Below are 24,092 nucleotides of genomic sequence, written 5' to 3'. Positions count from 1 at the left end.
CACGAGTTCGGGCGGCGCGTCATGAAAAAGGAATATTGCGGTCTGTTCGGCATCTACGGCCACCCCGAGGCGGCGAGGATGGCCTATTTCGGCCTCTACGCCCTGCAGCACCGGGGCCAGGAATCGGCCGGCATCGTCACCTGGGACGGCGGGCGCATCCGCGAGCAGCGCGGCATGGGCTTGGTGGCCGACGTTTTCTCCGAACGCCACCTGGGCAAGGAGCTCAAGGGCTCGGTGGCTGTGGGGCACATCCGCTATTCCACCACCGGGGCATCGCTTCTGCGCAACTGCCAGCCCTTCCTGGTGCGCTTCGGCGACTACCATCTGGCCATTGCCCACAATGGCAACCTGGTCAACACCATGGAGTTGCGGGCGGAACTGGAGGCCACGGGCTCCATCTTCCAGACCACCATCGACTCCGAGGTGTTCGTCCACCTCATCGCCAAGTTCCTGAACGGCAATTCCCTGGAAGAAGCCGTCATCAAGGCCTGCAACAAGGTCAAGGGCGCCTATTCCATCCTGCTTCTGGCCAACGACAAGATCATCGCCGTGCGCGACCCCCACGGCATCCGGCCGCTCATGCTCGGCCGCATGGGCGACGCCTACGTGCTGGCTTCCGAGACCTGCGCCTTCGACCTCATGGAGGCCGAGGCCATCCGCTCCGTGGCCCCGGGCGAGATGCTGGTCATCCAGGACCGCCGGCTCCAGTCCTACCGCATCTGCGACCCTCAGCCCGTGCGCCAGTGCATCTTCGAGCTCATCTATTTCGCCCGGCCCGATTCCGAAGTCTTCGGCGAGGTGGTCTACGAACGGCGCAAGCAGATGGGCGCGACGCTGGCCGCCGAAGCCCCGGTGGACGCGGACTACGTCATGCCTTTCCCCGATTCCGGCTTCTACGCCGCCATCGGCTATTCCCAGGCCTCGGGCCTGCCCTTCGAGATGAGCATGGTGCGCAACCACTACGTGGGCCGCACCTTCATCCAGCCCTCCCAGGACATGCGCGACTTCAGCGTCCGGGTGAAGCTCAACCCGGTCAAGAGCATGATCAAGGGCAAGCGCATCCTCATCGTGGAGGACTCCATCGTGCGCGGCACCACCATCCGCACCCGGGTCAAACGGCTGCGGGAGCTCGGCGCGCGGGAGATCCACATGCGGGTGTCCTGTCCGCCCATCCGTTATCCTTGCTTCTACGGCATCGACTTCTCGTCCAAGGGCGAGCTCATCGCCGCCCACCAGAGCGTGGACGAGATCGCCAAGTTCATCGGCCTGGACAGCCTGCACTACCTGTCCGTCGAGGGGCTGCTCGAATCCGTGCGCGGCGCGGGCGAGGCCCCGCCGTACTGTCTGGCCTGCTTCGACGGCGAGTATGTCATCCAGCCCTGCGGCGAGGGGCTCAAGAACTGCCTGGACGACGTCACGCTGGCCCTTTCCTGGTAGGAGGCCGCCATGGGCTTGAATTTCAACATCGACGTGACCGGGGCCAAGGACAAGTCGCTGTCCAAGCTGCTGCTGTCCTCGGCCCGGCAGTTCCTGCGCGAATACGGCGAGGTGCTCGACCTCGTGCTCGATTCCTCGGCCCGCAGCCTCAGCGTCGAGGTGCTGCCCGTGGGCGAGGACGACCCCATCCGGGTCACGGTGACCGGCTACGGCCTGTCCACGGACGGCTCCGGCCGGGGCTACCTGACCTTCGAGAAGATGACCTTCTCGCGCCAGTGGCTGACCCTGCTGGCCCAGCGCATCCTCTCCGACAAGCGCCTGCCCCTGCCGTCCGGCACGCCCATGGGGCTGTTGCAGACGCTGCTTTAGCCTCTCCCGCGAATCTGCGTCGCTACACGAGCTTGAGATCGAGGCAGGCGACCCCAATTTCACCACGGCGCATTGTGGTCTCCCCATCCTTTCAGGTCGACGGCTTCGAACACCTGCGTAAGTTGAGCGCCCTCATCTCGGCGTGCGGCATATCCCCCTTGCAATTCCGCATTCAAAGAGCGCTTTTCACGTCGTTCCAGACAATCGCGTACGGCTTCGGCGATGAAAACGCTTTTGCCGCGCGGGCCGACGGCGTCGGCCAGCTCGGCCACCAAGCCGGCGGGCAGGGCGACGTTTACACGTGCCACTTGTGATGGCATGGTGAATCCTCTCTGATTGATCGGCACAAGGCCTCTCATGCGCATGGTCAATGCGCAAAGGGCCACAAGGAGTCCCATGCAACCCCATCCCATGGACCTTGCCCGGCGGGCCAAGGTGTTCAAGGCCCTGGGCCACCCCAGCCGGCTGCTCATGGTCGAGGCCCTGGGGGCCGGCGAGAAATGCGTGTGCGAGCTGCGCGAGCTGGTCGGCTCGGACATCTCCACGATCTCCAAGCACCTGAGCGTCCTCAAGGAAGCCGGCATCGTCCAGGACGACCGGCGCGGCACGAACATCTACTATTCCCTGCGCATGCAGTGCGTCACGGGTTTTTTGTCCTGCGTGCGACGGTTCTTCGACCAGCAACTTGAGGAACAATTCATGTATCTCGAAGACTTGCGAAAAAGCGTCAAGTCCTAGGCGGATTTTTCCGCTTGCCTTGCTCACACGGATTTTATAAATTCCGTGTGAACGAATGGCCCCAGGAACCGGCCGCGGCGGCATACCTCCGCCCCGGCGGCGGGGGAAACCGGACAACAAGGCAGGCGACCCATGCAAGACGCGACGCAAGGGGCAACAGCCCCGGCTTCCGAGGCGAGGCCGGAGACGTCCGTGAAGACGAAGAACCGCTACGACGCCATGGAGTGGGCCGGCGCGTTCGGCGACATCGGCACGCTCATCCCCTTCGTCGTGGCCTACATCACCATTCTGGGCGTCGATCCCCTGGGGCTGCTCTTCATGTTCGGCATCTCCAAGATCGCCGCCGGGCTCTACTACAAGACGCCCATCCCCATACAGCCCATGAAGGCCATCGGCGCGGCGGCCGTGGCCGGCGGCATAACGCCCGCCGCGCTTTTCGCCTCGGGCCTGACCACCGGCCTGTTCTGGCTCCTCATCGGGCTGACCGGCACCATCAAGTACGTGGCCGCCCTGGCCACCAAGCCGGTGGTGCGCGGCATCATGCTCGGCCTGGGCATGTCCTTCGTGGTGGAAGGCATCCACCGCATGGTGGCCTCGCCGACCCTGGCCGCCATCTGCCTGACCACCACCTTCCTGCTGCTGTCCAACCCGAAAATTCCCGCCATGTTCGTGCTGCTGCTCATCGGCGTCGTGGCGGCGCTGATCGGCAACCCGGAATTGCTCGGCGAACTGGCCCAGGTCAGCGTCGGCTTCCGGCTGCCGGAGTTCGGGCTGCACCAGATCAAGTGGGACGACATCGTCACCGGCACGCTTCTTTTCACCCTGCCGCAGATACCGCTGACACTTGGCAACGCCGTGGTGGCCATCGCCGCCGAGAACAACGATCTTTTCCCGGACCGGCCCGTGACGGAAAAGACCATGTGCATAAGCCAGGGCATCATGAACCTCGTTGCCCCGATGTTCGGCGGCGTGCCCATGTGCCACGGCGCGGGCGGCATGGCCGGCCACGTGCGCTTCGGGGCGCGCACCGGCGGTTCGCTGGTCATCCTCGGCAGCATCGTCATCGTCATCGCGCTTTTCTTCAGCCAGTCCGTGGCCGTGATCTTCAAGATGTTTCCGCCGGCGGTGCTCGGCGTCATCCTCTTCCTGGCCGGGGCCGAACTCGCCGTGACCGTGCGCGACATCGGCACCAAGAAGTCCGAGTTCTACGTCATGGTGGTGGTGGCCGGCTTCGCCATGTGGCACATGGGCGTGGCCTTCCTGGTCGGCGTCATCCTGGACAACGCCCTGCGCCGGGGCTGGATCAAGATCTAGCGCCGCCCGAACCTTCCCGATTCCCCTTGCCGGGAGACGCGCGAAAGCCGTCTCCCGGTTTTTTATGGCGTTCACATTCCGCGCCGGTGGAGCTTTGGAATGCCTTGCCAGGCATCGGGAAAAAGCATATTTGGCTTTTTGACCAAACAAGAAATTCCGAGCGTGCCGGAATCGAGGGGAAACGATGGAAAACATTTCCGACGTCAAGGGAGAAGGTTGCGCCTGCGGCCGGGTAGCCATCGCGGGCAAGGGGCTCGGGCCGGGCCGCATCGGTCTGTTGCTGGCGGGGCTTGTCGCCTGGTTCGTGGTGTACGGCCGGCTGTTGCCGTTCTCGAAATTCCTGACCTACGACCTTTTCGGCCTGGCGGCCGGGTCACGCCTGGCCGACGCCGTGGAGTTCTTCCTCTACGACGCGCCCAAGGTGCTCATGTTGTTGACGCTCGTCGTCTTCGGCGTGGGCATCGTCCGTTCGTTCTTCACGCCCGAGCGCACCCGCCGCCTGCTGGCCGGGCGGCGGGAGAGCGCCGGCAACGTTCTGGCCGCGCTGCTCGGCATCGTCACGCCCTTTTGCTCGTGCTCGGCCGTGCCGCTTTTCATCGGCTTCGTGGCGGCCGGCGTGCCCCTTGGCGTCACCTTCTCGTTTCTCGTTTCCGCGCCCATGGTCAACGAGATCGCCGTGGTGTTGCTCTACGGGCTGCTCGGCTGGAAGGTGGCGGCGCTGTACATGGTCATGGGCCTCGCCGTCGCCGTGGTTTCCGGCTGGGTGCTTGGGCGGCTGCGTCTGGAGCGCTGGGTCGAGGACTGGGTGCTGGCCGTGCGCGACGCCCAGGGCGGGGAGGCGGACGCCCCCATGACGGCGCGGGACCGCGTCGACTACGGCCTGGCCGCCGTGCGGGAGATCCTCGGGCGCACCTGGAAGTGGGTGCTGCTCGGCATCGCCGTGGGCGCGGGCATCCACGGCTACGTGCCCCAGGGCTTCATGGCCCAGGTCATGGGCTCGGGGAGCTGGTGGTCCGTGCCCCTGGCCGTGGCCATCGGCATACCCATGTATTCCAACGCCGCCGGCATCGTGCCCGTGGTCGAGGCGCTTCTGGCCAAGGGCGCGGCGCTTGGCACCGTGCTGGCCTTCATGATGGCGGTCATCGCCCTGTCGTTGCCCGAGATGGTGATTTTGCGCAAAGTGCTCAAGGTGCCTTTGTTGCTGGCTTTTGCCGGCATCGTCGGTTGCGGCATCCTGCTTGTGGGGTACGTGTTCAACCTTCTCTTGTAATGGAGGCTCGCATGCGCTTTCTTGCCCAGCTTTTTCCCGAGTTCGCGTCCCAGCTCGACGCCATGGACGCGCTGTACGCCGAGAAACGGCTCATCGACGAGAAGACCTACCAGTTCATCTGCTTCGCCGTGTCCATCAAGGCGCGGTCGAAACCCTGCGTGCTCAAGCATTTCAAGGGGGCGCTCGACGCCGGGGCGAGCCTGCAGGAGCTGGCCTACATCCTGGCCCTGGTCATGCGCGAGGCGGCCGGGGCGGACGACTGCTGGACCCACGACGTCCTCGGCGACGTCGGCGACATCATCGCCGGCAAGGTCGATTGCGGCTGCAAGAAATAACGGGAGGCCGACATGCTGATTCAGGTCTGCGGCACGGGCTGCGCCAAGTGCAACGAACTGGAAAAACTGGTGAAGGAAGTGGTGGCCGAGAAGGGCCTGGCGGCCGAGGTGGAAAAGGTTTCGGACCTGCAAGCCATCGTGAAGCTGGGAGTGTTCACCACGCCGGCCCTGCTGGTGGACGGTGTGATCAAGTCCGCCGGCAGCGTGCCGTCAAAAAAAGACCTCGCCGCCTGGATCGCCTGATATCTCCACCCATCGAGGGGGACCGGGGGGCATCATGCCCCCCGGCGGGTCCAGGGCAGAGCCCTGGCCGCCGGAGGCATCTTTATTCTTATCCGACGCCCAGCAGCGCCTGGGCGAAATCCTGGCCCACGAAGGGCCGCAAATCTTCCATCTTCTCACCCAGTCCCACGTAGGTGATGGGCACGCCGAACGACAGCGCGATCCCGACCACCACGCCGCCCTTGGCCGTGCCGTCGAGCTTGGTCAGGATGATCTCGTCCACGCCCGCCGCTTCGTTGAAAAGCTTGGTCTGGGACAGGGCATTCTGGCCGGTGGTGGCGTCGAGGACGAGCACCGAGCGGTGCGGCGCGCCGGGGTGCTTCTTGCTCACGACCCGGCGAATTTTTTTCAGCTCTTCCATGAGGTTGGCCTTGGTGTGCAGCCGCCCGGCGGTGTCCAGGTAGAGCACGTCGTAGCCGCCGGCCAGCACCTTGTCCATGGCCTCGAAGGCCACGGCCGCCGGGTCCGCCCCCTCGCCCTTGCTGTAGAAATCCGCGCCCACGCGCCTGGCCCAGATCTGCAGCTGTTCGATGGCCGCCGCCCGGAAGGTGTCGCCGGCGGCGATGAGCACCTTTTTGCCGCGCATGATGTCGCGGTAGGCCAGCTTGGCGATGGTGGTGGTCTTGCCCACGCCGTTGACGCCGATCATCATGACCACTTCCGGCGGATTGATGGCCTTGATGGTCTTGCCGGTCCGGAAGATTTCGGCCAGCTCCTCGCGCAGGATGTCCTTGAAGGCCGCCGGGTCGGTGACGCCGCCCTTGCGCACCCGCTCGCGCAGGCCCTCCATGAGCTTGGCCGCCGGCTCGAAGCCCACGTCGGCCATGAGCAGGATTTCCTCCAGCTCCTCCCAGAAGGCCTCGTCGATGACCTTGTGGCTGCCGAGCAGCCCGTCGATGCGCTTGACGATCTGTTCCTTGGTCTTGGCCAGGCCCTCGGAGAGCTTGAGGAAAAGCCGGTTGCGCTCGTCCTCCTCGTCCTCCAGGTCCAGCGCCAGGGCCAGGCGGTATTGCAGTTCCGAGCGGAACAGCTCCACCTCGTCGTATTCCATGACCGCGATCCAGTCCGCGAACTTCGCCACGAAGGCGTCGGCCTCGCCGGCCGGGGCCTCCAGGCTGGCGAACAGGAAGCGCAGCCGGTCCCACAGGTCCGGCCCGGCGGTGGTCACGTCCGCGAGCAGGATGTCGAGCCAGACCGAAAGTTTGGGTTCGGCCTGACGCAGCTCCAGAATGAGCGCGTTGCGCCAGGGGGCCTGCCCGGCCTCGGGAGCGGGGGCCGGCGCGACGGCAGGGGAGGGGGAGGCGGCGACCTCGGGTTCGGGCGTCGCCACGGGGGCGGGTTCGGGTTCCCTGGCGACGGGCGCGGCGACGGCCTGGTGAACGGGTTCGGGCGCGGCGGCCGTTTTCGGAGCTGTTGCGACGGGCGGTTCAGTCTGGTCTTCCGGAGCGGGCGCCGCGGCGGGCGTGGGATGGGGCGCGGCCACCTCGGCCATGGCCGTCGGGGAGGGCTGCTCCTGGCCCGGTTGCTCCGGCGCGGGAGTGGCGGCCGGAATCTCGGGGGAAGAAGCGGCCGGCGTCGCCTCGTCCGCCGGGACGGGAGCGGCCTCGACCCCTTGCTCCGGGGCTTCGTCTTCCCGTTCAGGCGCGGCGGCAGTTTCGGAAGGGGCGTCTTCGGCTTTCCAGAATTTCTTCAGCTTGGAAAAAAAACCCATGGGGGCGTGACCTCGTCTGCGGCAGGGGATTTCGGGTACGGCGCGCCGAGCGGCGCGGCGAAACACCATAGCCGGCCCGGCCTCGCGGCGCAACCGCCAAGCCGGTCGTGCCCGGGGCCGTTCCCGTGTTGTGGTCGCCGGGTTTGTTGTGGCACAAGGAGGGGGCCGCGCCGGGCGCGGCCGTTTTGCAAAGCCTTGGAGGACAAACGTGACGCTTCTGGAACAACGCCGCATCGAAGCGGCCGTGCTGGCCCAGACCTACGCCGTCCTCGCGGCGCGCCTGGGCCGCGAGGACGCCCTGGCCGTCATCGAGGATGTGGTGCGCGGCGCGGCCCTCGCGGCCGGCAAGGCCTTCGCCGCCAGCGCGCCCCACGGGCCTGGGCTCGAGCATTTCGCCGCCGTGGCCGGGACCTGGCAGGCCGGCGGGGCGCTCGTCATCGAAAACGTGCGCCGCGACGGCAATACGTTTTCCTTCGACGTGACCCGCTGCCGTTACGCCGAGGCCTACCGCGAGATGGGCCTGCCCGAGGAGCTGGCCACACGGATTTCCTGCCTGCGCGACGGCGCGTTCGTGGCCGGCTACAGCGAAAAATTGAAGTTATCCCGTCCCGAGACCATCGCTTCCGGGGCCAGTTGCTGCCCCTTCACCTTTACCTGGAACGAAGCATGAGCATACGGCGAACCACCGTCAAGGCGGCCCTGGCGGGCGAGGGCGCGGGGGACATCCGCGTCATGGGCTGGGTCCGCACCCGCCGCGACGCCAAGGGTTTTTCTTTCCTGGAAATAAACGACGGCTCCTGCCTGACCAACCTGCAGGTCATCGTGGAGGAAGGCACGCCTGGCGGCGAGCTGCTGAAGGAACTCGGCACGGGCGCGTCCGTGGCCGTGGCCGGCGAACTCGTGGCCTCGCCGGGCAAGGGCCAGCGCTTCGAGGTCCGGGCCAAGGAACTCGCGCTCCTCGGTCAGGCCGACCCCGAGACCTACCCGCTGCAAAAAAAGCGGCATTCCGACGAGTTCTTGCGCACCATCGCCCACCTGCGGCCGCGCACCAACAAGTACGGGGCCATGCTGCGCCTGCGCTCGGCCCTGTCCCAGGCCATCCACGCCTATTTCGCCGCGAACGGCTTCGCCTGGGTGCACACGCCCATCATCACGGGCTCGGACTGCGAGGGCGCGGGCGAGATGTTCCGGGTCACGGCCCTGACCGACGCCGAGGCGGCGCTGCCGGCGGCCGCCCGGGCCGAGAAGGACTTCTTCGGCAAGGACGCCTTCCTGACCGTCTCCGGCCAGCTGACGGCCGAGCCGCTGGCCCTGGCGCTCGGCAAGGTCTACACCTTCGGCCCCACCTTCCGGGCCGAACATTCCGACACCTCGCGCCACGCCGCCGAATTCTGGATGGTGGAGCCCGAGATGGCCTTCGCCGACCTCGAGGACAACATGGACCTGGCCGAGGACCTGCTCAAGTCCCTCGTGCGCACGGCCATGGTGGACTGCGCCGAGGATTTCGGGCTTTTCGCCAAATACGTGGACCCGACCCTGACCGAGACCTTGTCCACGTTTCTGGCCGAGCCCTTCGTGCGCCTGCCTTACCGGGAGGCCGTGTCCATCCTGGCCGCCGCGAAAAAGGACTTCGCCTATCCGGTGGGCCCGGGGCTCGACCTGCAAAGCGAGCACGAACGCTACCTCGCCGAGGAGCACTTCCGCCGCCCGGTCATCGTCTACGACTACCCGCGCGCCATCAAGGCCTTCTACATGCGCCAAAACGACGACGGCGAGACGGTGGGGGCCATGGACGTGCTGGTGCCGGGCATCGGCGAGGTGGTGGGAGGGAGCGCCCGCGAGGAACGCCTGGACGTGCTCGAGGCGCGCATCCGCGAACTGCGCCTGCCGCTCGAGGCCTACTGGTGGTACCTGGAGACGCGCCGTTTCGGCACCGTGCCCCATGCCGGCTTCGGCCTCGGCTTCGAGCGGCTGCTCATGCTCGTCACGGGCATCGGCAACATCCGCGACGTCATGCCCTTTGCCCGCACCTGGCGTCATCTGGAGTTCTAGACGGATATGAGAGAACGATTCCGCGGGCGTTCGTCCCCGGGGTCCGCGGCAGCGGGTTCCGGGGACGCGTTTTTTAGTCCGGCGCGGTCACGTCGCGTTCACCCGCCGCCGGCAGGCGCACCGTGAAGACGCTGCCGCCCCCGAGCGACGATTCGGCCCAGATGCGCCCGCCGTAGCGGCGCACGATCTGGCGGCAGATGGCCAGTCCCAGGCCCGTGCCCTTGGCCGCGCCCTGGATGGTGTCGCCGCGCCCCACCTGGTGGAATTTGTCGAAGATCGATTCCAACTCGTCCATGGGGATGCCGACGCCGGTGTCGGCCACGGCGACGCGCACCGCTTCGCCGTCGCGGCAGACCTCCAGGCGCACCGATCCGGCCTGGGTGAATTTCACGGCGTTTTGCAGCAGGTTGGAGACGACCTGCATGAACTGGTCCGGGTCCATGACCACGTCCGGCACATCGTCGTCGATGCGCGCGCGGAAGGCGATCTCCGGCCGCTGGGTGAGCAGCCCCTCGATGCTCTTGGCCGCCTTGGCCGCCATGGCCCCCGGAGAAAAGCGCACGTCGCGCCAGACCATGTTGCCCGACTCGATGCGGCTTAAGTCCAGCACGTCGTTGATGAGCCGCGTCAGGCGCTCGGCCTCGCCGAAGACCACGGCCAGGTTGTCGGCGATACGGCGTCCCTTGGCGGCCAGAGCCGGGTCGCTTCCGGCAAGGGGCAGGAACTGCTCGGAAAAGTCCCGGCCGATAAGCTTGGCGAATCCCAGGATCGAGGTCAGGGGGGTGCGCAGCTCGTGGGACACCGTGGACAGGAACACGGATTTCATCCGGTCCAGTTCGCTCAGGCGTATGTTGGCCTCGGCCAGCTCCATGGCCTGCAGGCGCAGGTCGCGGGTGCGTTCCTCCACCTCGGCCTCCAGGCGCTGCCGGTGGTCGGCCAGGGCCTCCTCGGCCCGGCGGCGGTCCGTGATGTCGCGGATGGCCTCGATGCCGCCCACGACGCGGCCGGCCACGTCCCGCAGGGCCACGGCCTTGGCCCAGACATGGCGGGGCCCCCCGGGCAGGGCGGCCACCGTGACCTCGGCGATGACCGCGTCCCCGTTGCGCTCGGCCACGGTATAGCGAGGGTCGGGGGCGTCCACGGCTCCCCGGGCGTAATCCACCAGCAGCGGCGTGGCGAAGCCGTAAAAGGGCACGGCGTAGGCGAAGTCCCCCTTGCCGAGCATGTCCTCGGCCCCCACGCCCGTGAGCTTCTCCATGGCCCGGTTCCAGAAGATCACCGCGCCGTTGGCGTCCACCACCATGGTGGGATCGGGCAGGAAGTCGATCATGTCGGCCAGCCTGCGATCCCTGGCCTTGACCCGGTCCTGGACCCGGCGCAACTCCCCGATGAGTCCGGACTGGCGATGGTTGGTCAGGGCCATGGAGGACAGCAATTTGGCGAACCGGTCCAGGGCCTGGCAGATCTTGCCGAAGCGCTCCCGGGACATGCGCGGCACACGGGAGATCGCCTCAAGGCAGATCGCCTCGTCGGCTCCGATGTCGCGGCAAAAGGCCAGGACGCGCTCCATGTCCACGGATTCGTCGATCACCTGACCGACGAGCCAGGTGGCGATGTGGCGTCCGTCGAAGAAGATGCAGGTCGCGCCGTCGAGGAGTCCGGCGCTCAGGCACGTGGCGATGGTCGGTCCCTGGTCCGTGGTCCGTCCCAGCACGGCGTCGGAACGGCGGCAGGCGGCGCGGCCTTTTTCCGTGCCCCTGACGATGTCGCGGCAAAACGCGGTGAAGTTGCTCGGGCGCGTGACCGGCCGACCCGATGGGTCGGTGATGAGGGAGGCCACGTTCGCCGCCTCGGCGAAGGCGTCCTGGATGCCCTGGAGGTCTTCCAGGGAAAAGATGTCCTCGAACCTGGGCGTACCCGCGGAGGAGACAGGGGCATCCGCGGCTGGAGGTCCGCCTTCCGTTTCGGGGCTGGACCGGGGTTTGGGTCCCTTCTCCTTGCGGCTGCTCATGTCCCCCCCTCGCCTGGATGTCCGCCTGCCTTTCCAGCTCTCTACTCCCAAAACGGCTTCATTTCCAAGAACTATTTCCGTAGTGGAGCTTCCGGCAGGACGGATCGCCCGACCGAATGGAAACGGCCGGCTCTTCCCGGAGGAAGAAGCCGGCCGTGCGTCGTCGAAGGAGGCCGCGGAAGGATCGGCGACTAGGCAGGGGTGGTCGCCTGGATGCGGCGCACCACCCAGGACTTCACCACCTGGGCCAGGCACATGTAGCAGAAGATCACCAGCGCCATGAGGCCCCAGTAGCCGGCCGGCGGCACGACCAGTCCGAAGGTTCCGGCCAGGGGCGAAAACGGCAACCAGACGCCGAAGATGCAGATGAGGATGGTCGTCATGCCGAGCGGCAGGCTGGACCAGCTCTGCAGGAAGGGGATGTTGTCCGTGCGGATGACGTGCACGATGATGGTCTGGGACAGCAGCGACTCGATGAACCAGCCGGTCTGGAACAGGGCGGCGTTGTTCCAGGCCCCGAAGAAGTGGATCATGATGAAGAAGGTCACGTAGTCGAAGATGGAGCTCACCGGGCCGAGGTAGAGGATGTAGCGGCGGATGTCGTCGATGCGCCAGCGCCGCGGCTTGCTCAGGATGTCGGCGTCCACATTGTCCGTGGGGATGGCCGTCTGGGAGAAGTCGTACATGAGGTTGTTGACCAGGATCTGGATGGGCAGCATGGGCAGGAAGGGCAGGAAGGCGCTGGCCCCGAGCACGCTGAACATGTTGCCGAAGTTGGAGCTGGCCCCCATGCGGATGTACTTGGTGATGTTGAAGAAGATCTTGCGGCCTTCCAGCACGCCGTGTTCCAGCACGTGCAGGCTCTTTTCGAGCAGGATGATGTCCGCCGATTCCTTGGCCACGTCCACGGCCGAGTCCACGGAGATGCCGACGTCGGCGGCGCGAAGGGCCGGCGCGTCGTTGATGCCGTCGCCCATGAAGCCGACCACGTGGCCCTTGCGGCGCAGGGCCGCGACGATCTGCTCCTTCTGCATGGGGTCGAGCTTGGCGAAGACATGGCACACGCCCACGGCCTCGCCGAGCTCCGCCTCGGACATGGCCGCCACCTGGTCGCCGGTGATGATGTGGTCGCCGGCGTCGAAGCGGACCTCGCGGCAGATTTTCGCCGTGATGACGGCGTTGTCGCCGGTGACGATCTTGGGCTGGATGCCGTGGGCGATCATGGTGGCCAGGGCGTCGGCGGCGGTGTCCTTGGGCGGGTCGAGGAAGGCCAGGTAGCCCATCAGCGTCAGGTCGCGCTCGTCGGCCACGGCGAAGTCGTGGCGCGCCCCGTCCACTTCCTTGAAGGCCAGGGCCACCACGCGGAAGCCGTCGTCGTTGAGGTCGTGCACCACCTCCTGCATGGTCTCGCGGTGGATCTCGTCCAGGGGGGAGATTACGCCGTCGTGGAGGCAGTCGCGGCTTTGGGAGAAGACTTCCTCGGCCGCGCCCTTGCAGATGAGGATGGCCTTGTCCGTCTTTTTGTCGCGCACGATGACGCTCAGACGCCGGCGCATGAAGTCGAAGGGGATCTCGTCGAGGAGTTCGTAGCGGTCCGGGTCGATGGACGAGCCGGCCCCGTCGCCGGAGGTGATGACGGCCACGTCCAGGGCGTTGCGAAGGCCCGTCTGGAGCTTGCTGTTGACGTAGGCGTATTCCAGGACCGAGCAGTCCTCCTCGCCCGTGACGTCGAGGTATTTCTCCAGGATGATCTTGTCCTGGGTCAGCGTGCCGGTCTTGTCCGTGCACAGGACGTCGATGGCCCCGAAGTTCTGGATGGCGTCCAGGCGCTTGACGATGACCTTGTGCTTGGACATGGCCAGCGCGCCCTTGGACAGGCAGACCGTGACCACCATGGGCAGCATTTCCGGGGTGAGCCCCACGGCCACGGCCAGGGCGAACATGAACGCGCCCATCCAGTCGTGACTGGTCGCGCCGTTGACGATGAAAACGAAGGGCACCATGACCAGCATGAAGCGCAGCATGAGCCCGGTGAAGCTCTTGATGCCCTTGTCGAAGTCGGTCTCGACGCGCTTTTCCGACAGCTTGGCCGCGATGCCGCCGAAATAGGTCCTGGCCCCGGTGGCCGTGACCACGGCGGCGGCGGAGCCGGACACCACGTTGGTGCCCATGAAGCACATGGCCGGGTCGCCAAGGCCAGTCTCGCCCTCGCGCGGGGCCTCGCCGGCCGGCCGGGTCGTCTTTTCCACGGGCAGGGCTTCGCCCGTGAGCATGGCCTGGTTGATGTGCAGGTCCTTGGCCCGCACGAGCTGCACGTCGGCCGGCACCATGTCGCCGGCGGCCAGCAGCACGATGTCGCCCGGCACCACCCGGGCCAGGGGAATCTCGCGCTGGCTGCCGTCGCGCAGCACCGTGGCCGTGGTGTGGACCATCTTTTTGAGTTCCGCCGCAGCGGTGTCGGCCTTGGCCTCCTGGATGACCTTGAGCACCACGCCCATGACGGCCATGCCGATGATGACCACGGCCGAGCGGATGTCGTCCGTGGCGTAGGAGATGCCGCCGAGCACGAAGAGCAGCAGCACCAGGGGGTTTTTCACCGAATCCCACAGCCGGTCCAGGAGGGTCACGGCCTTGGCCGTGGTGGCCTGGTTGGGGCCGTACTGCCTGAGGCGTTCCTTGGCCTCCTGGGAGGTCAGGCCGGCCATGGCCGGCTTGACTTCGGGCTGGGGTTCACTCAGCCACTGCCCGGAAACGGCCACCTGCTCCCACAGGCCGGCCAGGTGCTTGTAGACGTCGTAGGCCGGGATCTTGCGCTGGTGGGCCAGGGCGTCGAAAGCGTTGGCCTTCTGGACGAAATGTTCGAGGTTCTTGAGGAATTCTTCCTCCGGGGCCAGGCGCAGGGCATCCTGTCCGGCATCGCCCGGGGCGTTTTCCGGCTTGGTCGCGGCCGGGGACTTGGGATCGGTCATGGGGGACTCCGGTCGGGGATGGGATTTCGCAGGCGCGAGCCGGCGGCGGCCGCCGCGCCGCGACGACCGCCGCCCATGTCCCGATTACGTCATTTCCGCGCGCATGTGCTCGTAGATCCGGTTACGATTCGCAGCATTGCGTTTTTTTCAGGTCGCCTCGCGCCAAGCCTAGCGCCGGACTTGGCGCAGGAAGTCCAGGCAGGCCTCGGCCGCCTTGTGGAAGTCCACGCCGCCGTCGATCTCCAGGACCGGCAGGTCGCCGAGCAGGTCGAGGTAGGCGTTCTGGCTGGCCGTGGAGGGCTCGGACGGGTCCTCGAATTCGTAGAAAAGGCCCACGTCCTTCATGAAGGCGGCCATGAGGTCGCGCCGCTGGCGCAGATCCACGCGGCTGGCCGTCATGGGCGAGGCGTCGCGCTTCCAGCGCAGCACCACGAGCCCGGCCATGGGGCAGGACAGCTTGAAGCGGCCCTTGCCGAAGCACTCGTCGATGAAGGCGTCGTACTTGTGCTCCAGGTCCCACAGCTCGGCGGCGGGCAGGGCGGAGAACCTGCGGCGGTCCTCCTCGCTCATGACCGGGGCCAGGCTCGGGTTGTGGAGCACCGTGCCGGGGTTGACCCGCGGCATCTTGGCCACGCCGGTCATGACGAGCCCGTCGCCGCCCCGGGAGACCATCACCCGGTCGTTGCTGACGAAATCCGTGCCGTGGCGCATGATCTCCAGGGCCAGGGTGGATTTGCCGGCCCCGGAAAAGCCGGAGACGACCAGGCCCGCGCCCCCTTCGGCCACGCCGGCGGCGTGGAAGAGCAGGGCGCCGCGCTTGAGGCACAGCTCGATGAAGCGGTTGTTGATGAAGTTGACGACCTGGTTGTCGTTGTCGATGCAGGGCCCTACGGCGTAGTTGTCGCCGTGGCCGAAGAGAAAGACCAGGCCCGTGAGGAGTTTTTTGACCACGCGGCCGTCGGGCAGGTCGTGGTAGGCCTCCTTGAGCTTGGTCTTGCCGGGCTCGCGCTCCTTGACGGCGAACGGCAGGTCGAAGTCCGGCGGCCCGGCCTCGATGGCCGTGACCGGGACCACGGTCGCCCCGCCGCCGCCGACGAAGTCGCGGTAATAATTAGCGAGCTTCTCGATGAGGCCTTTCGAGTTGGAGGAGACTACCACCGTCACGTCGCCGAAGGTGACGTCGAGGCGGTGGGTGATGGGCGACGTTTCGAGGATAGGGGCCATGAGCCCGGCGATGGTGGGAGCATGCGGCATCAGATGTTCTCCAGCACGTGGTCGGCGTAGGCGGCCGCGGCGTCGATGCCGCAGGCGTCGAGGAGCCCCCGGAACCCGCCGAAGGCCGAGACTTCGTAGATGGCCGCGCCTTCGGGGGTTTCCACCACGTCGACGCAGGTGAAGGCCATGTCCGGGAACAGGGCCTGAGCCTTGTGGGCCAGGGCGATGATCTCCTCTGACGGTTCGTGGGGCACGTAGCGGCCGCCGGTGCGGGTGGTGGTGTCCCAGGATGCGCCGCTGCCCTGGCGAGCGTAGGTGGCCAGGTACTTGCCGCCCAGAAACGACACGCCGAGGTCCAGGTGTCCCCCGGCGTGGGAGACCATCTTCTGGATGTACATGACCTGGTTGCCGGCCGCCTTGTAGTCGGCGATCTCCTCGCGGGAATCGGGCGTGTCCTCGATGACGGTCATGCCCCGGGCCTTGGAGGAAAAAAGGGGCTTGAACACGGCCTTGCCGTATGCGGCCACCGTGGCCGCCGCCTCCTCGATGTCCTCGGTGACCACGGTCGGCGGCATGGGGATGCCGCCCAGGCGCAGCACGGTGGTGCCGCTGAGTCTGTCGATCAGGCGCAGCATGCTGTCCGGATTGGAGAAAACCGGCACGCCCTTGGCCTGGAGAAAGCGCAGCATCTCCATGCGGTCCAGGGCGTCGGGCGTGTAGGACGGGGCGATCTTCTTGACGATGACGGCGTCGAGGCCGGTGAGGTCGGTCCCCTGGCAGAAGAGCTTGCCCGTGTCCAGGTCGAGCCGGACTTCGGCCATGTCGATGCACAGGCGAAAGCCCGTCCGTGCTTCCAGGGCGTCCAGGAGCCGCAGGGTGGACCATCCCTTGGGGATGCCCACCACGCCGATCTTCTTCATGATTCCTCCCATGGTCTTGATGACGTCGCGCCGGTCGTCCAAGGCCCGGTGGCCTCGCCCCGCCGGCCGTTGCCGCTTATCGTGTTTCGCGGGCGTGCAGCTAGTAGCACACGCTGGCCAGGGGCAGCCGGAAGGCGGCCGCCTCGCCCTTGTGCCCGGCCGCGCGGCCGAGCAGGAACATGCCCCGGGAAAACATCAGCCGGGAAAAGCGCTCGGACAGTTCGAAGCGCGTCGAGGTGATAAACGAGCGGGCCAGGCCCAGAGCCACACGCAGCTCGAAGGTCGCGTCGCCGTTTCGGGCGGCGAAGCCCCGGGCGAAGCCGAAGAACTCGGTGATGATGGCGTTGAGCACTCTGCGTCTGGCCGCGTCGAAGACCGGCAGGCGGAAGTTGGACACCATGAACACCGAGGTGTCCTGGGCCAGGTCGCCTTCGCCGGAGCGGTGCAGGTCGATGTAGTGTAGCCGGTCCGCGGCCGGGTCGTAGAGGATGTTGTTGCTGTTGTAGTCGCCGTGGAGCAGCACGCCAAACGGCGCGGCCAGCGTCGCCTCCACGGCCTCGGCCTCGGCCAGGGCTCCGTCGAGGTCGGGCAGGGCGCAGCCGCCGATGGCCCGTTTGACGCTCCTGAATTCCGGGTGGACCGTCAGCACCTCGCCGAGCCGGGAGCGCAGCTGGCGCAAGGCCCCGGCCGGGATCGTTCCGTCCGACCGGGTCCTGGACCAGATCTCGCCGGCCACCCGGCACTGGGCGGCCAGGGCCCGGCGCAGAAGCGGCAGGTCGCCGCCCACGGCGATGTCCTGGATGGTCTGGCCGGGCAGCAGTTCGACGAGCATGGAGCTCGACTTCCTGCCTTCCCGGAAGGCCTGCACCTTGGGGGCGAGCCCGGGCATGAGCCGCTCCCATCGGTCGATGTTGGCCGCTTCCTTGCGCAGCTTGTCCGTGTCGCCGTCCTTGAAGATGACTTCGCGTCCGGCCTGGCCGTTCTCGTCGCGGTCGGCCACCCGGCCGATGCGGCAGCCCGAGCGCGTGCCCCAGATGGATTCGAAGTCGATCTCGGTCAGGGGCAGCTCGTGGCCGCCTTCGGCCAGGATGTCCTTCAGGGCCGTGAACTGGTGGATCTTGAACTTGTCGCCGGTGATGGCGAAGATGGCCGCCTCGCCCACGTTGAGCAGGGCGTCGCCCATGCGCTCCAGGTAGCGGAAGATGAACAGCGTGGTCAGCAGGTCGCCGGTCTGGAAGCCCGAGCGCAGCTCGTCGCGGATGCGGTCGAACTGCTCCTTGTAGAGCCGGTCGAGGTGCAGCTCGCAGCGGCAGATCTTGAGCGCCGCCGCCATGTCGCGCTCGAGCACGGCCTTGGGCGTCCAGTCCAGGGCCTTTTTGACCTCGGCGAAAAAGGGCTTGTAATCGTAGCGCTTGATGCACTCCGGCTCGTCGTAGTGCCTGGTCTGGCGCACCACGTTGACGAGGTGGTCGCCCACGCGCTCGAGGTTGTTGCCGATGATGTTGAGCGCCCGCACCCGGGCCATCTCGGGCGCGCTGAGCTTCTCGTCGCCGTGCAGGGTGGCGAAGCAGGCGTTCTCGATGACGCTTTTGAGATTGTCGATGTAGTCGTCTCGGGCCTCGATCTTGGCGATGGCCCGTTCGTCGCGCTTCTCCACTACGGCCATGGTCGCTTCGAGCTGGCGCTCGATCTCCACGAGCAGGAATTGGAAGTTCGTTACGATCTCATGCATCGTCCGCATCCCCTGGCGCGATGAGCAGGGGGGCGTCGGGCAGGGCGCAGTCCCGCTCCTTCCAGCGAAAGGTCAGCTTGAGCTTGCGGTCCTCGCTTTTCTGCTTCCCCTCGATGGTCACGGATACCAGCCCCTTGGGCGAAAGCTCCAGGGTCTGCTCGCCCTGGCGCAGGGTCAGCGTCCCCCGGGCGAAACCGTCGCGCACGGCCTCCAGATATTCGGCGACGGCGGCGCGGTCCTGCTGGCCGTCATATTTGAACAGCTTGTTCGTCACATTGCCTCCTTATGCCCGGTCGCGGGGAAACGCTTCCGGCCACGCCGTGGGTGACTAGCACCGAATTATGAAGATAAGATGAAAACCGGGCCGCAAATTGAGCGCGGCGCATTTTTCGCCTCACCCGGGTCTACACCGAATCGCCACTGTTTGTTGACGGTTTCACAACGCCCGCGGGAGTACCACTGCATCCGCAGGCAAGCCGCATCGCCAGGAGGCGTCCATGGGCCAGGAAGAAATCGACCGTTTCCTCGACTATCTGCGCGAAAACAAGGACAGGCTGCTCCTGGTCGGCGGCATGCCCCTGTCCGAACTCATCGAATACGCCGGGAGCCTGGGCTTCCATTTCACGGCCGAGGAACTCAAGGCCCGCCAAGCCCTGGTGCACCTCATGGAAGGGACCTGAGGCCCGCCCGGGCCCTGTCGCGGCCCGAAGCGCCCAGGCCGGGCCGCGGCTTCCCGCCGCCCGGCGAGACGATGCGAACCGAACGACCCGTCGGCCGGACCTGCCCGGCCGACATCCCAAGACCTTCCCCACGGAGCACGGCATGGACTTCCTTTGGGGCCTGGACGGCCATACCCTCCTTCTCCTGTTGGCTTCCCTCGGAATCGCCCTCTCCTTCGAATTCGTCAACGGCTTTCACGACACGGCCAATGCCGTGGCCACAGTCATCTACACCAAGTCTCTGCGGGCGCGGACGGCCGTGGTGCTGTCGGGCGTGTGCAACTTCCTCGGCGTGCACCTGGGCGGCATCGCCGTGGCCTACTCCATCGTGCACCTGCTGCCCGTGGATCTGCTGGTATCGGTCAACACCAACCTGGGCCTGGCCATGGTCTTTTCGCTTTTGGTCTCGGCCATCCTGTGGAATTTCGGCACCTGGTACCTGGGGCTGCCGGCCTCGAGCTCCCACACCCTCATCGGGGCCATCCTGGGAGTCGGGCTGGCCAACGCCGTGCGCGAGGGCCTGCCGGCCGGGTCGGGCGTCAACTGGCACAAGGCCATGGAAGTGGGGTTGTCGCTTTTGATCTCCCCGGTCATGGGCTTCGTCCTGGCCGGAGGCCTGCTCCTGCTGCTGCGCCGCTACCTGAAAAACGCCGCCCTGCATTCCCCGCCGGTGGGCGACGCGCCGCCGCCGGCCAGCATGCGCCTGGCGCTCATCGTCTCCGGGCTCGGCGTGAGCCTGGCGCATGGCTCCAACGACGGCCAGAAGGGCGTGGGGCTGATCATGCTCATCCTCATAGGCATCCTGCCCGGGGCCTACGCCCTGGACGTGGACACGCCCAGCCGGGACGTGCTGGCCGTGCGGGAGGCGGCGGCCCGGTTCACGGACTATTTCGACGCGCACCGGCTCGAGATCGAGAAGGCCTACGCCGCCGGCGCATTGGCCGAGCGGCCGGCCGACGGCCTGGCCCCGCGCTGCGACGTGCGCGGGGCGGTGGCCGCGGCCGAGGCCATCCAGGTGCGCCTGGCCCAGGCCGACACCATCGCCGCTCTGCCGGAAAAGGACCGCTGGGACGTGCGCACGGACATCCTGTGCCTGGACGACGCCTCGCGTCTTATGGAAGGCATGGCCGCCTCCGCCGGGGAGCGGGAGATGATCGAGGGCTGGCGGGAGGCGCTGCGCCGGCCCACGGAGTACGCCCCGGACTGGGTGCTCCTGGCCGTGTCCCTGGCCCTTGGCGTCGGCACCATGGTCGGCTGGAAGCGCATCGTGGTGACCATCGGCGAAAAGATCGGCAAGTCCAGGCTGTCCTATTCCCAGGGCGCGGCGGCGCAGGTGGTGGCCATGGCCACCATCGGCCTGGCCGACGGGCTGGGCCTGCCCGTGTCCACCACCCACGTGCTGTCCTCGGGCGTGGCCGGCGCCATGGCCGCGGGCAAAAGCGGGCTCCAGGCGAGCACCCTGCGCTCCATCGCCATGGCCTGGGCGTTCACCCTGCCGGTGGCCATGTTCCTGGGGGCGGGGCTCTTTTTCCTCTTCGCGCTCCTGGCCTGAGGGCGGTCCGTTCCGGCCAAGGGCCGGCGGCGGCGCGTGGCGCGGCCCCGGAGCGTCATGCGCCGGGAGGCGTTGGCGGGGCCGGCCGGCTGCCGATGGTCTTTCCGGCCCGGCGCAGGCTTTCCGTGAGTCGGTCCATGAGTTGGTCGGCCTGATCGTTGTCCGCCTGGCGCAGGCTTTCCTCCAGCCGGCCGGCGAGCTGCCTGGCCGATTCCGCCCCCACCGCGCCGGCGACGTTTTTGAGCGAATGGGCGGTCAGGGCGGCCTCGTCCCAGTTCTCGCTGTCGAGACAGAGCTTGATGCGGCGCAGCTTGCGCGGATACTGCCGCAGAAAATCCGTTTCCAGCTCCGCCAGCAGTTCCCAGTCCCCACCCAGGCGATTGAGGGCGCTTTCCGTATCCAGGCCCGGCACCTCGTCGGCCGACGCGGCCGCCGCCGGCAAGGGCGCGCCCGCGCCGGCGATGTCGCCGAGCAGGGCGTCGAGAGCCTGGAAATCCAGGGGCTTGGAAAGATAGTCGGTCATGCCCGCTTCCAGGCACTGCTGGCGCACGCCGCTTAAGGCATGGGCGGTCATGGCGATGACCGGGCAGCTTCGGTTGACGGGTCCGGCCTGACCGGAACGCAGTCTCCTGGTGGCTTCCAGGCCATCGCATTCCGGCATTTCCAGGTCCATGAGAATGACGTCGAACGGGCGGCTGGCCAGGACGTCCAGGGCCTCGAGGCCGTTTTGGGCCACGACGAAGGCATGGCCGCGCCGGCCGAGGTAAGCGGCGGCCACCTTGACGTTGACCGGGTTGTCCTCGGCCAGCAGGATGCGCAACGTCCGAAGTTGCGCAGCGGGCCGCATGGGGGGCGTCTCCGGAGCGGCCGGGCGCTCGCCGGGCAGGGCCGGGCCTTCGGTCAGGGGAATGGTGAAGCGGAAGACGCTGCCGCGCCCCGGCGCGCTTTCGGCGGTGATGTCGCCGCCCATGAGCCGCACCAATTCCCGACAGATGGCCAGTCCCAGCCCGGTGCCGCCGTAGCGCCGGGACACCGTGGCGTCGGCCTGGGTGAACATCTCGAAAATGCGGCCGAGCCGGTCGCCGGGGATGCCGATCCCGGTGTCGGCCACGACGAAGGCGAGGCACGCCGCGTTCCCATTCGCCTTGGCCAGGCCCAGGGACACGGTCACGCCGCCTTTCTCGGTGAACTTGACGGCGTTGCCGATGAGGTTGACCAGGATCTGGCGCAGCCGCACCTGGTCGCCGACCACCTGATGGGGCGTTTGCGGGGCGATGGCCAGGCGCAGGAAAAGGCCCTTACGCGCGGCTTGGGGCCGTATGGCCCGAACGACCCCGGCCAGGGTGCGGCGCAGGTCGTAGGGGTCGCGCCCCATTTCCAGCTTGCGGGCCTCGATCCGGGAGATGTCGAGGATGTCGTTTATCAGGTCGAGCAGGATACCGGCGGATTCCCGGGCGGTTTCCAGGGCGTCGCGCTGGGAGAGGGTGAGCTCGGTGCCGAGCGTCAGGTCGGTCATGCCGATGACGGCGTTGAGCGGCGTGCGGATGTCGTGGCTCATCTTGGCCAGAAAATCGCTCTTGGCCCGGTTGGCCTTTTCCGCCTCCTCCTTGGCCAGGCGCAGGTCGGCCTCGATGGCCTTGGTCGCGGTGACGTCGCGCACCACCGCGAAATAGCGGCGGCCGTCCCCGGGCCTGCCCGGATAACGGTGCATGCGCATGGCCACGGACAGGATCGTGCCGTCCTTGCGGCGATACTCCTTCTCGAAGATCGGCGAAAAGCCGAGCACGTCCACGGACTCGCGCAGGATCCGTTCTTCCGGGGCGTGCCATTTCTCGGGCGTGATATCCTTGTAGGTCATGCCGGAGAGCTCTTCGGCGGCGTAGCCGGTCATCTCGCAAAAGGCCGGATTCGTCTCCACCAGGCGGTCCCGGTCGTCCACCACGACGAAACCGTCGCGCATGGAGGTCACGAGCGAGCGGTAGCGCTTTTCCGAGGCGGCCAGGGCCTGCTCGGACTGATTGCGGGTGGTGATGTCCAGGCATACGCCGACGATGCCGGCCGGAGAGCCCGAGGCGTTGTAGTAAAGCGACTTGAAGACCAGCAGTTCGTGCGTCGAGCCGTCGCGGAAGACAATGGCCGTCTCGAATTGGACGGTATGGAACGGGGAGGTCAGCGCTTCCCGGTCGGTCACCCGGCAGTGGGCGGCCATCTCCGCCGCATCCACCTCGGCCGAGGTCTTTCCTTTGACCGTGGCCAGAGGGCGTATGAGCTCCTCGTAGGTCTTGTTGACCCCGACGTAGCGGCCTTCCAGGTCCTTGTAGAACAGCGGGGCCGGAATGGCGTCCATGATTTCCTGGGTGAAGCGGATGCGCTCGCACAGCGCGTTGGCCATGGCGTCCAGGGCCGTGCCCAGTTCGGACAGTTCGCCGTGCCCGGCGCCCAGGCCGCAGCGGCGGTCCAGGTCGCCCACGGCCATGGCCTTGGCCATGCGGGCCAGCTTGCGGGCCGGCAGCAGGAGCATGGTCCGGCTGAAAAGATAGGCCGCCAAAAGCGCCAGGGCGGCGCTTATGGCGAAAAGCAGCATGTCCTGGCGCAGCAGTGCGTCCAGGGGGGCGTCCACCATGCGCTTGGGTTGGCCCAGGCGCAGGTGGAGCGGCTCGTGGTCGCCGAACTGCACCGTGGCGATGGAAAAGAAGTAGTCCGTACCGTCCGGGCCCTTGGCGGTCAGGTTCGCCTGCGGCGAGACGGCCTGGCCGGCCAGGACCTCGATGGCGTCCGGCAGGGGGCGGCCGACGGCCTGCAGGTCGTCCGGCCAGGCGGCCAGCACCATGCCCCGGTCATCGAAAAGAACGGCCATGCTCCGGGGCGGCATGTGCTGGTTGGCCATGATGCGCGTGAGCCAAGCCGGACGCACGGCGATGGCGCATGCGCCGACGACCTCGCCGGAAGCGCCGCGCACCGGGCAGGCCAGGGCCATGCCCGGCAGACCGCTGCGCTTGCCCTTGGCGTAGGCGCCGAGCGTGAGGGGCTGCCCGACCAGGGCGTCGCGGACCCAGGGCCGGTCGGTGTAGTCGGCCGACGCCTCCTCGGGTTCCGTCGAGGCCACGATGTTTCCCGCCGGGTCGACCAGCGTGATGTTGGCGAAGCTGGGGAACACCTCTTTGGCTTTGTGCAGGGCGGCGCGAGCGGCCTCGGGCTGCATGGCCTTGATTTCAGGAAGGTAAGTCACTCCGGAAAGGGCTTCGCCGGCATACTGCAACATCGCGCCGATGTTGAAGGCGGTCAGTTCCGTCAGGATACGGAGGTTTTGGGCGGCGGTGTCGCGGGCCATGGAGCGCTTTTCCATGGCGGAGGTCACATGAAGCATGACGGCGGGAGTCAGGACGAGGAGAACCAGCAGAAGAATGCGCGTTTGCAGGCTTTGCATTCGAGGCCGTCTCATGATCGTCTCCGCGTGTCCCGACAG

At 67.1% G+C, this 24,092-nt stretch carries 20 protein-coding genes; 11 read left to right on the top strand and 9 right to left on the bottom strand.

The window, feature by feature from the left end:
• Positions 1–21 precede the first annotated feature (21 nt).
• Both purF and Q1K70_RS03765 read left to right on the top strand, forming a co-directional pair.
• Complete coding sequence (gene purF / locus Q1K70_RS03770; protein ID WP_300155959.1) at positions 22–1,437, top strand: amidophosphoribosyltransferase; 1,416 nt, start codon at positions 22–24, stop codon at positions 1,435–1,437.
• 9 nt (positions 1,438–1,446) lie between these two features.
• Positions 1,447–1,806, top strand: coding sequence for a hypothetical protein (locus Q1K70_RS03765; RefSeq protein ID WP_300155956.1), 360 nt, complete (start codon positions 1,447–1,449; stop codon positions 1,804–1,806).
• A gap of 59 nt (positions 1,807–1,865) precedes the next feature.
• Here the strand turns inward: Q1K70_RS03765 and Q1K70_RS03760 are convergent, their stop codons facing one another.
• On the bottom strand, positions 1,866–2,126 hold the full coding sequence (locus Q1K70_RS03760; RefSeq protein WP_300155953.1) for a hypothetical protein: 261 nt from the start codon (positions 2,124–2,126) through the stop codon (positions 1,866–1,868).
• A 76-nt stretch (positions 2,127–2,202) separates the two neighbouring features.
• Here Q1K70_RS03760 and Q1K70_RS03755 point away from each other — a divergent pair, with 76 nt between their 5' ends.
• From Q1K70_RS03755 to Q1K70_RS03735, 5 genes are all read left to right on the top strand, one after another.
• Positions 2,203–2,544 carry a metalloregulator ArsR/SmtB family transcription factor gene (locus Q1K70_RS03755; protein ID WP_300155950.1) on the top strand — a complete coding sequence of 114 codons (342 nt, stop codon included), beginning with the start codon at positions 2,203–2,205 and terminating at the stop codon, positions 2,542–2,544.
• Positions 2,545–2,736: 192 nt separating this feature from the next.
• Complete coding sequence (locus tag Q1K70_RS03750; RefSeq protein WP_300155947.1) at positions 2,737–3,858, top strand: putative sulfate/molybdate transporter; 1,122 nt, start codon at positions 2,737–2,739, stop codon at positions 3,856–3,858.
• Positions 3,859–4,042: 184 nt separating this feature from the next.
• Positions 4,043–5,128 carry a permease gene (locus Q1K70_RS03745; RefSeq protein WP_300155945.1) on the top strand — a complete coding sequence of 362 codons (1,086 nt, stop codon included), beginning with the start codon at positions 4,043–4,045 and terminating at the stop codon, positions 5,126–5,128.
• Between the two features lie 11 nt (positions 5,129–5,139).
• On the top strand, positions 5,140–5,463 hold the full coding sequence (locus Q1K70_RS03740) for a carboxymuconolactone decarboxylase family protein (protein WP_300155942.1): 324 nt from the start codon (positions 5,140–5,142) through the stop codon (positions 5,461–5,463).
• Between the two features lie 12 nt (positions 5,464–5,475).
• Positions 5,476–5,706, top strand: a complete 231-nt coding sequence (locus Q1K70_RS03735) for a thioredoxin family protein (protein WP_300155940.1) — start codon at positions 5,476–5,478, stop codon at positions 5,704–5,706.
• A gap of 88 nt (positions 5,707–5,794) precedes the next feature.
• Here the strand turns inward: Q1K70_RS03735 and ftsY are convergent, their stop codons facing one another.
• Positions 5,795–7,456, bottom strand: coding sequence for a signal recognition particle-docking protein FtsY (gene ftsY, locus Q1K70_RS03730; RefSeq protein WP_300155937.1), 1,662 nt, complete (start codon positions 7,454–7,456; stop codon positions 5,795–5,797).
• A 208-nt stretch (positions 7,457–7,664) separates the two neighbouring features.
• On the opposite strand from ftsY, the gene Q1K70_RS03725 reads away from it, so the two are divergent.
• Complete coding sequence (locus tag Q1K70_RS03725) at positions 7,665–8,126, top strand: L-2-amino-thiazoline-4-carboxylic acid hydrolase (protein WP_300155934.1); 462 nt, start codon at positions 7,665–7,667, stop codon at positions 8,124–8,126.
• Positions 8,123–9,508 (top strand): asparagine--tRNA ligase, encoded by a 1,386-nt coding sequence (gene asnS, locus Q1K70_RS03720; protein ID WP_300155932.1) that lies wholly within the window; start codon positions 8,123–8,125, stop codon positions 9,506–9,508. The genes Q1K70_RS03725 and asnS overlap by 4 nt, the downstream gene beginning before the upstream one ends.
• A gap of 73 nt (positions 9,509–9,581) precedes the next feature.
• Here the strand turns inward: asnS and Q1K70_RS03715 are convergent, their stop codons facing one another.
• The 6 genes from Q1K70_RS03715 to Q1K70_RS03690 all read right to left on the bottom strand — a co-directional run bounded on the left by Q1K70_RS03715 (position 9,582) and on the right by Q1K70_RS03690 (position 18,629).
• Positions 9,582–11,519: a PocR ligand-binding domain-containing protein gene (locus tag Q1K70_RS03715; RefSeq protein WP_300155929.1), complete on the bottom strand. Its 1,938-nt coding sequence runs from the start codon at positions 11,517–11,519 to the stop codon at positions 9,582–9,584.
• A 191-nt stretch (positions 11,520–11,710) separates the two neighbouring features.
• Positions 11,711–14,488 (bottom strand): magnesium-translocating P-type ATPase, encoded by a 2,778-nt coding sequence (gene mgtA, locus Q1K70_RS03710; RefSeq protein ID WP_300155925.1) that lies wholly within the window; start codon positions 14,486–14,488, stop codon positions 11,711–11,713.
• A gap of 168 nt (positions 14,489–14,656) precedes the next feature.
• A complete protein-coding gene (locus Q1K70_RS03705; protein ID WP_300155922.1) occupies positions 14,657–15,742 on the bottom strand; it encodes an HprK-related kinase B in 1,086 nt (361 codons plus the stop codon).
• Positions 15,742–16,623 (bottom strand): GAK system ATP-grasp enzyme, encoded by an 882-nt coding sequence (locus Q1K70_RS03700; RefSeq protein WP_300155920.1) that lies wholly within the window; start codon positions 16,621–16,623, stop codon positions 15,742–15,744. The genes Q1K70_RS03705 and Q1K70_RS03700 overlap by 1 nt, the downstream gene beginning before the upstream one ends.
• A gap of 100 nt (positions 16,624–16,723) precedes the next feature.
• Positions 16,724–18,355, bottom strand: a complete 1,632-nt coding sequence (locus tag Q1K70_RS03695; protein WP_300155917.1) for a PhoU domain-containing protein — start codon at positions 18,353–18,355, stop codon at positions 16,724–16,726.
• On the bottom strand, positions 18,348–18,629 hold the full coding sequence (locus tag Q1K70_RS03690; RefSeq protein ID WP_300155914.1) for an amphi-Trp domain-containing protein: 282 nt from the start codon (positions 18,627–18,629) through the stop codon (positions 18,348–18,350). The genes Q1K70_RS03695 and Q1K70_RS03690 overlap by 8 nt, the downstream gene beginning before the upstream one ends.
• Before the next feature lie 223 nt (positions 18,630–18,852).
• On the opposite strand from Q1K70_RS03690, the gene Q1K70_RS03685 reads away from it, so the two are divergent.
• Together Q1K70_RS03685 and Q1K70_RS03680 are read left to right on the top strand one after the other, a co-directional pair.
• The gene (locus tag Q1K70_RS03685; protein WP_300155912.1) at positions 18,853–19,035 is read left to right on the top strand and encodes a Nif11-like leader peptide family natural product precursor; all 183 of its coding nucleotides are present in this window, start codon (positions 18,853–18,855) and stop codon (positions 19,033–19,035) included.
• Positions 19,036–19,177: 142 nt separating this feature from the next.
• Positions 19,178–20,626: an inorganic phosphate transporter gene (locus Q1K70_RS03680; protein ID WP_300155909.1), complete on the top strand. Its 1,449-nt coding sequence runs from the start codon at positions 19,178–19,180 to the stop codon at positions 20,624–20,626.
• A 55-nt stretch (positions 20,627–20,681) separates the two neighbouring features.
• On the opposite strand, the gene Q1K70_RS03675 is transcribed toward Q1K70_RS03680, so the two are convergent.
• A complete protein-coding gene (locus Q1K70_RS03675) occupies positions 20,682–24,068 on the bottom strand; it encodes a PAS domain S-box protein (protein WP_300155906.1) in 3,387 nt (1,128 codons plus the stop codon).
• Between the last annotated feature and the right edge of the window lie 24 nt (positions 24,069–24,092).

It is taken from the genome of Solidesulfovibrio sp. (assembly GCF_029978005.1).
In the GTDB taxonomy this organism is placed as follows: domain Bacteria; phylum Desulfobacterota; class Desulfovibrionia; order Desulfovibrionales; family Desulfovibrionaceae; genus Solidesulfovibrio.
The sequence above is the reverse complement of the archived record's forward strand: the minus strand, read 5'-3'. Positions and strand labels throughout refer to the sequence as shown.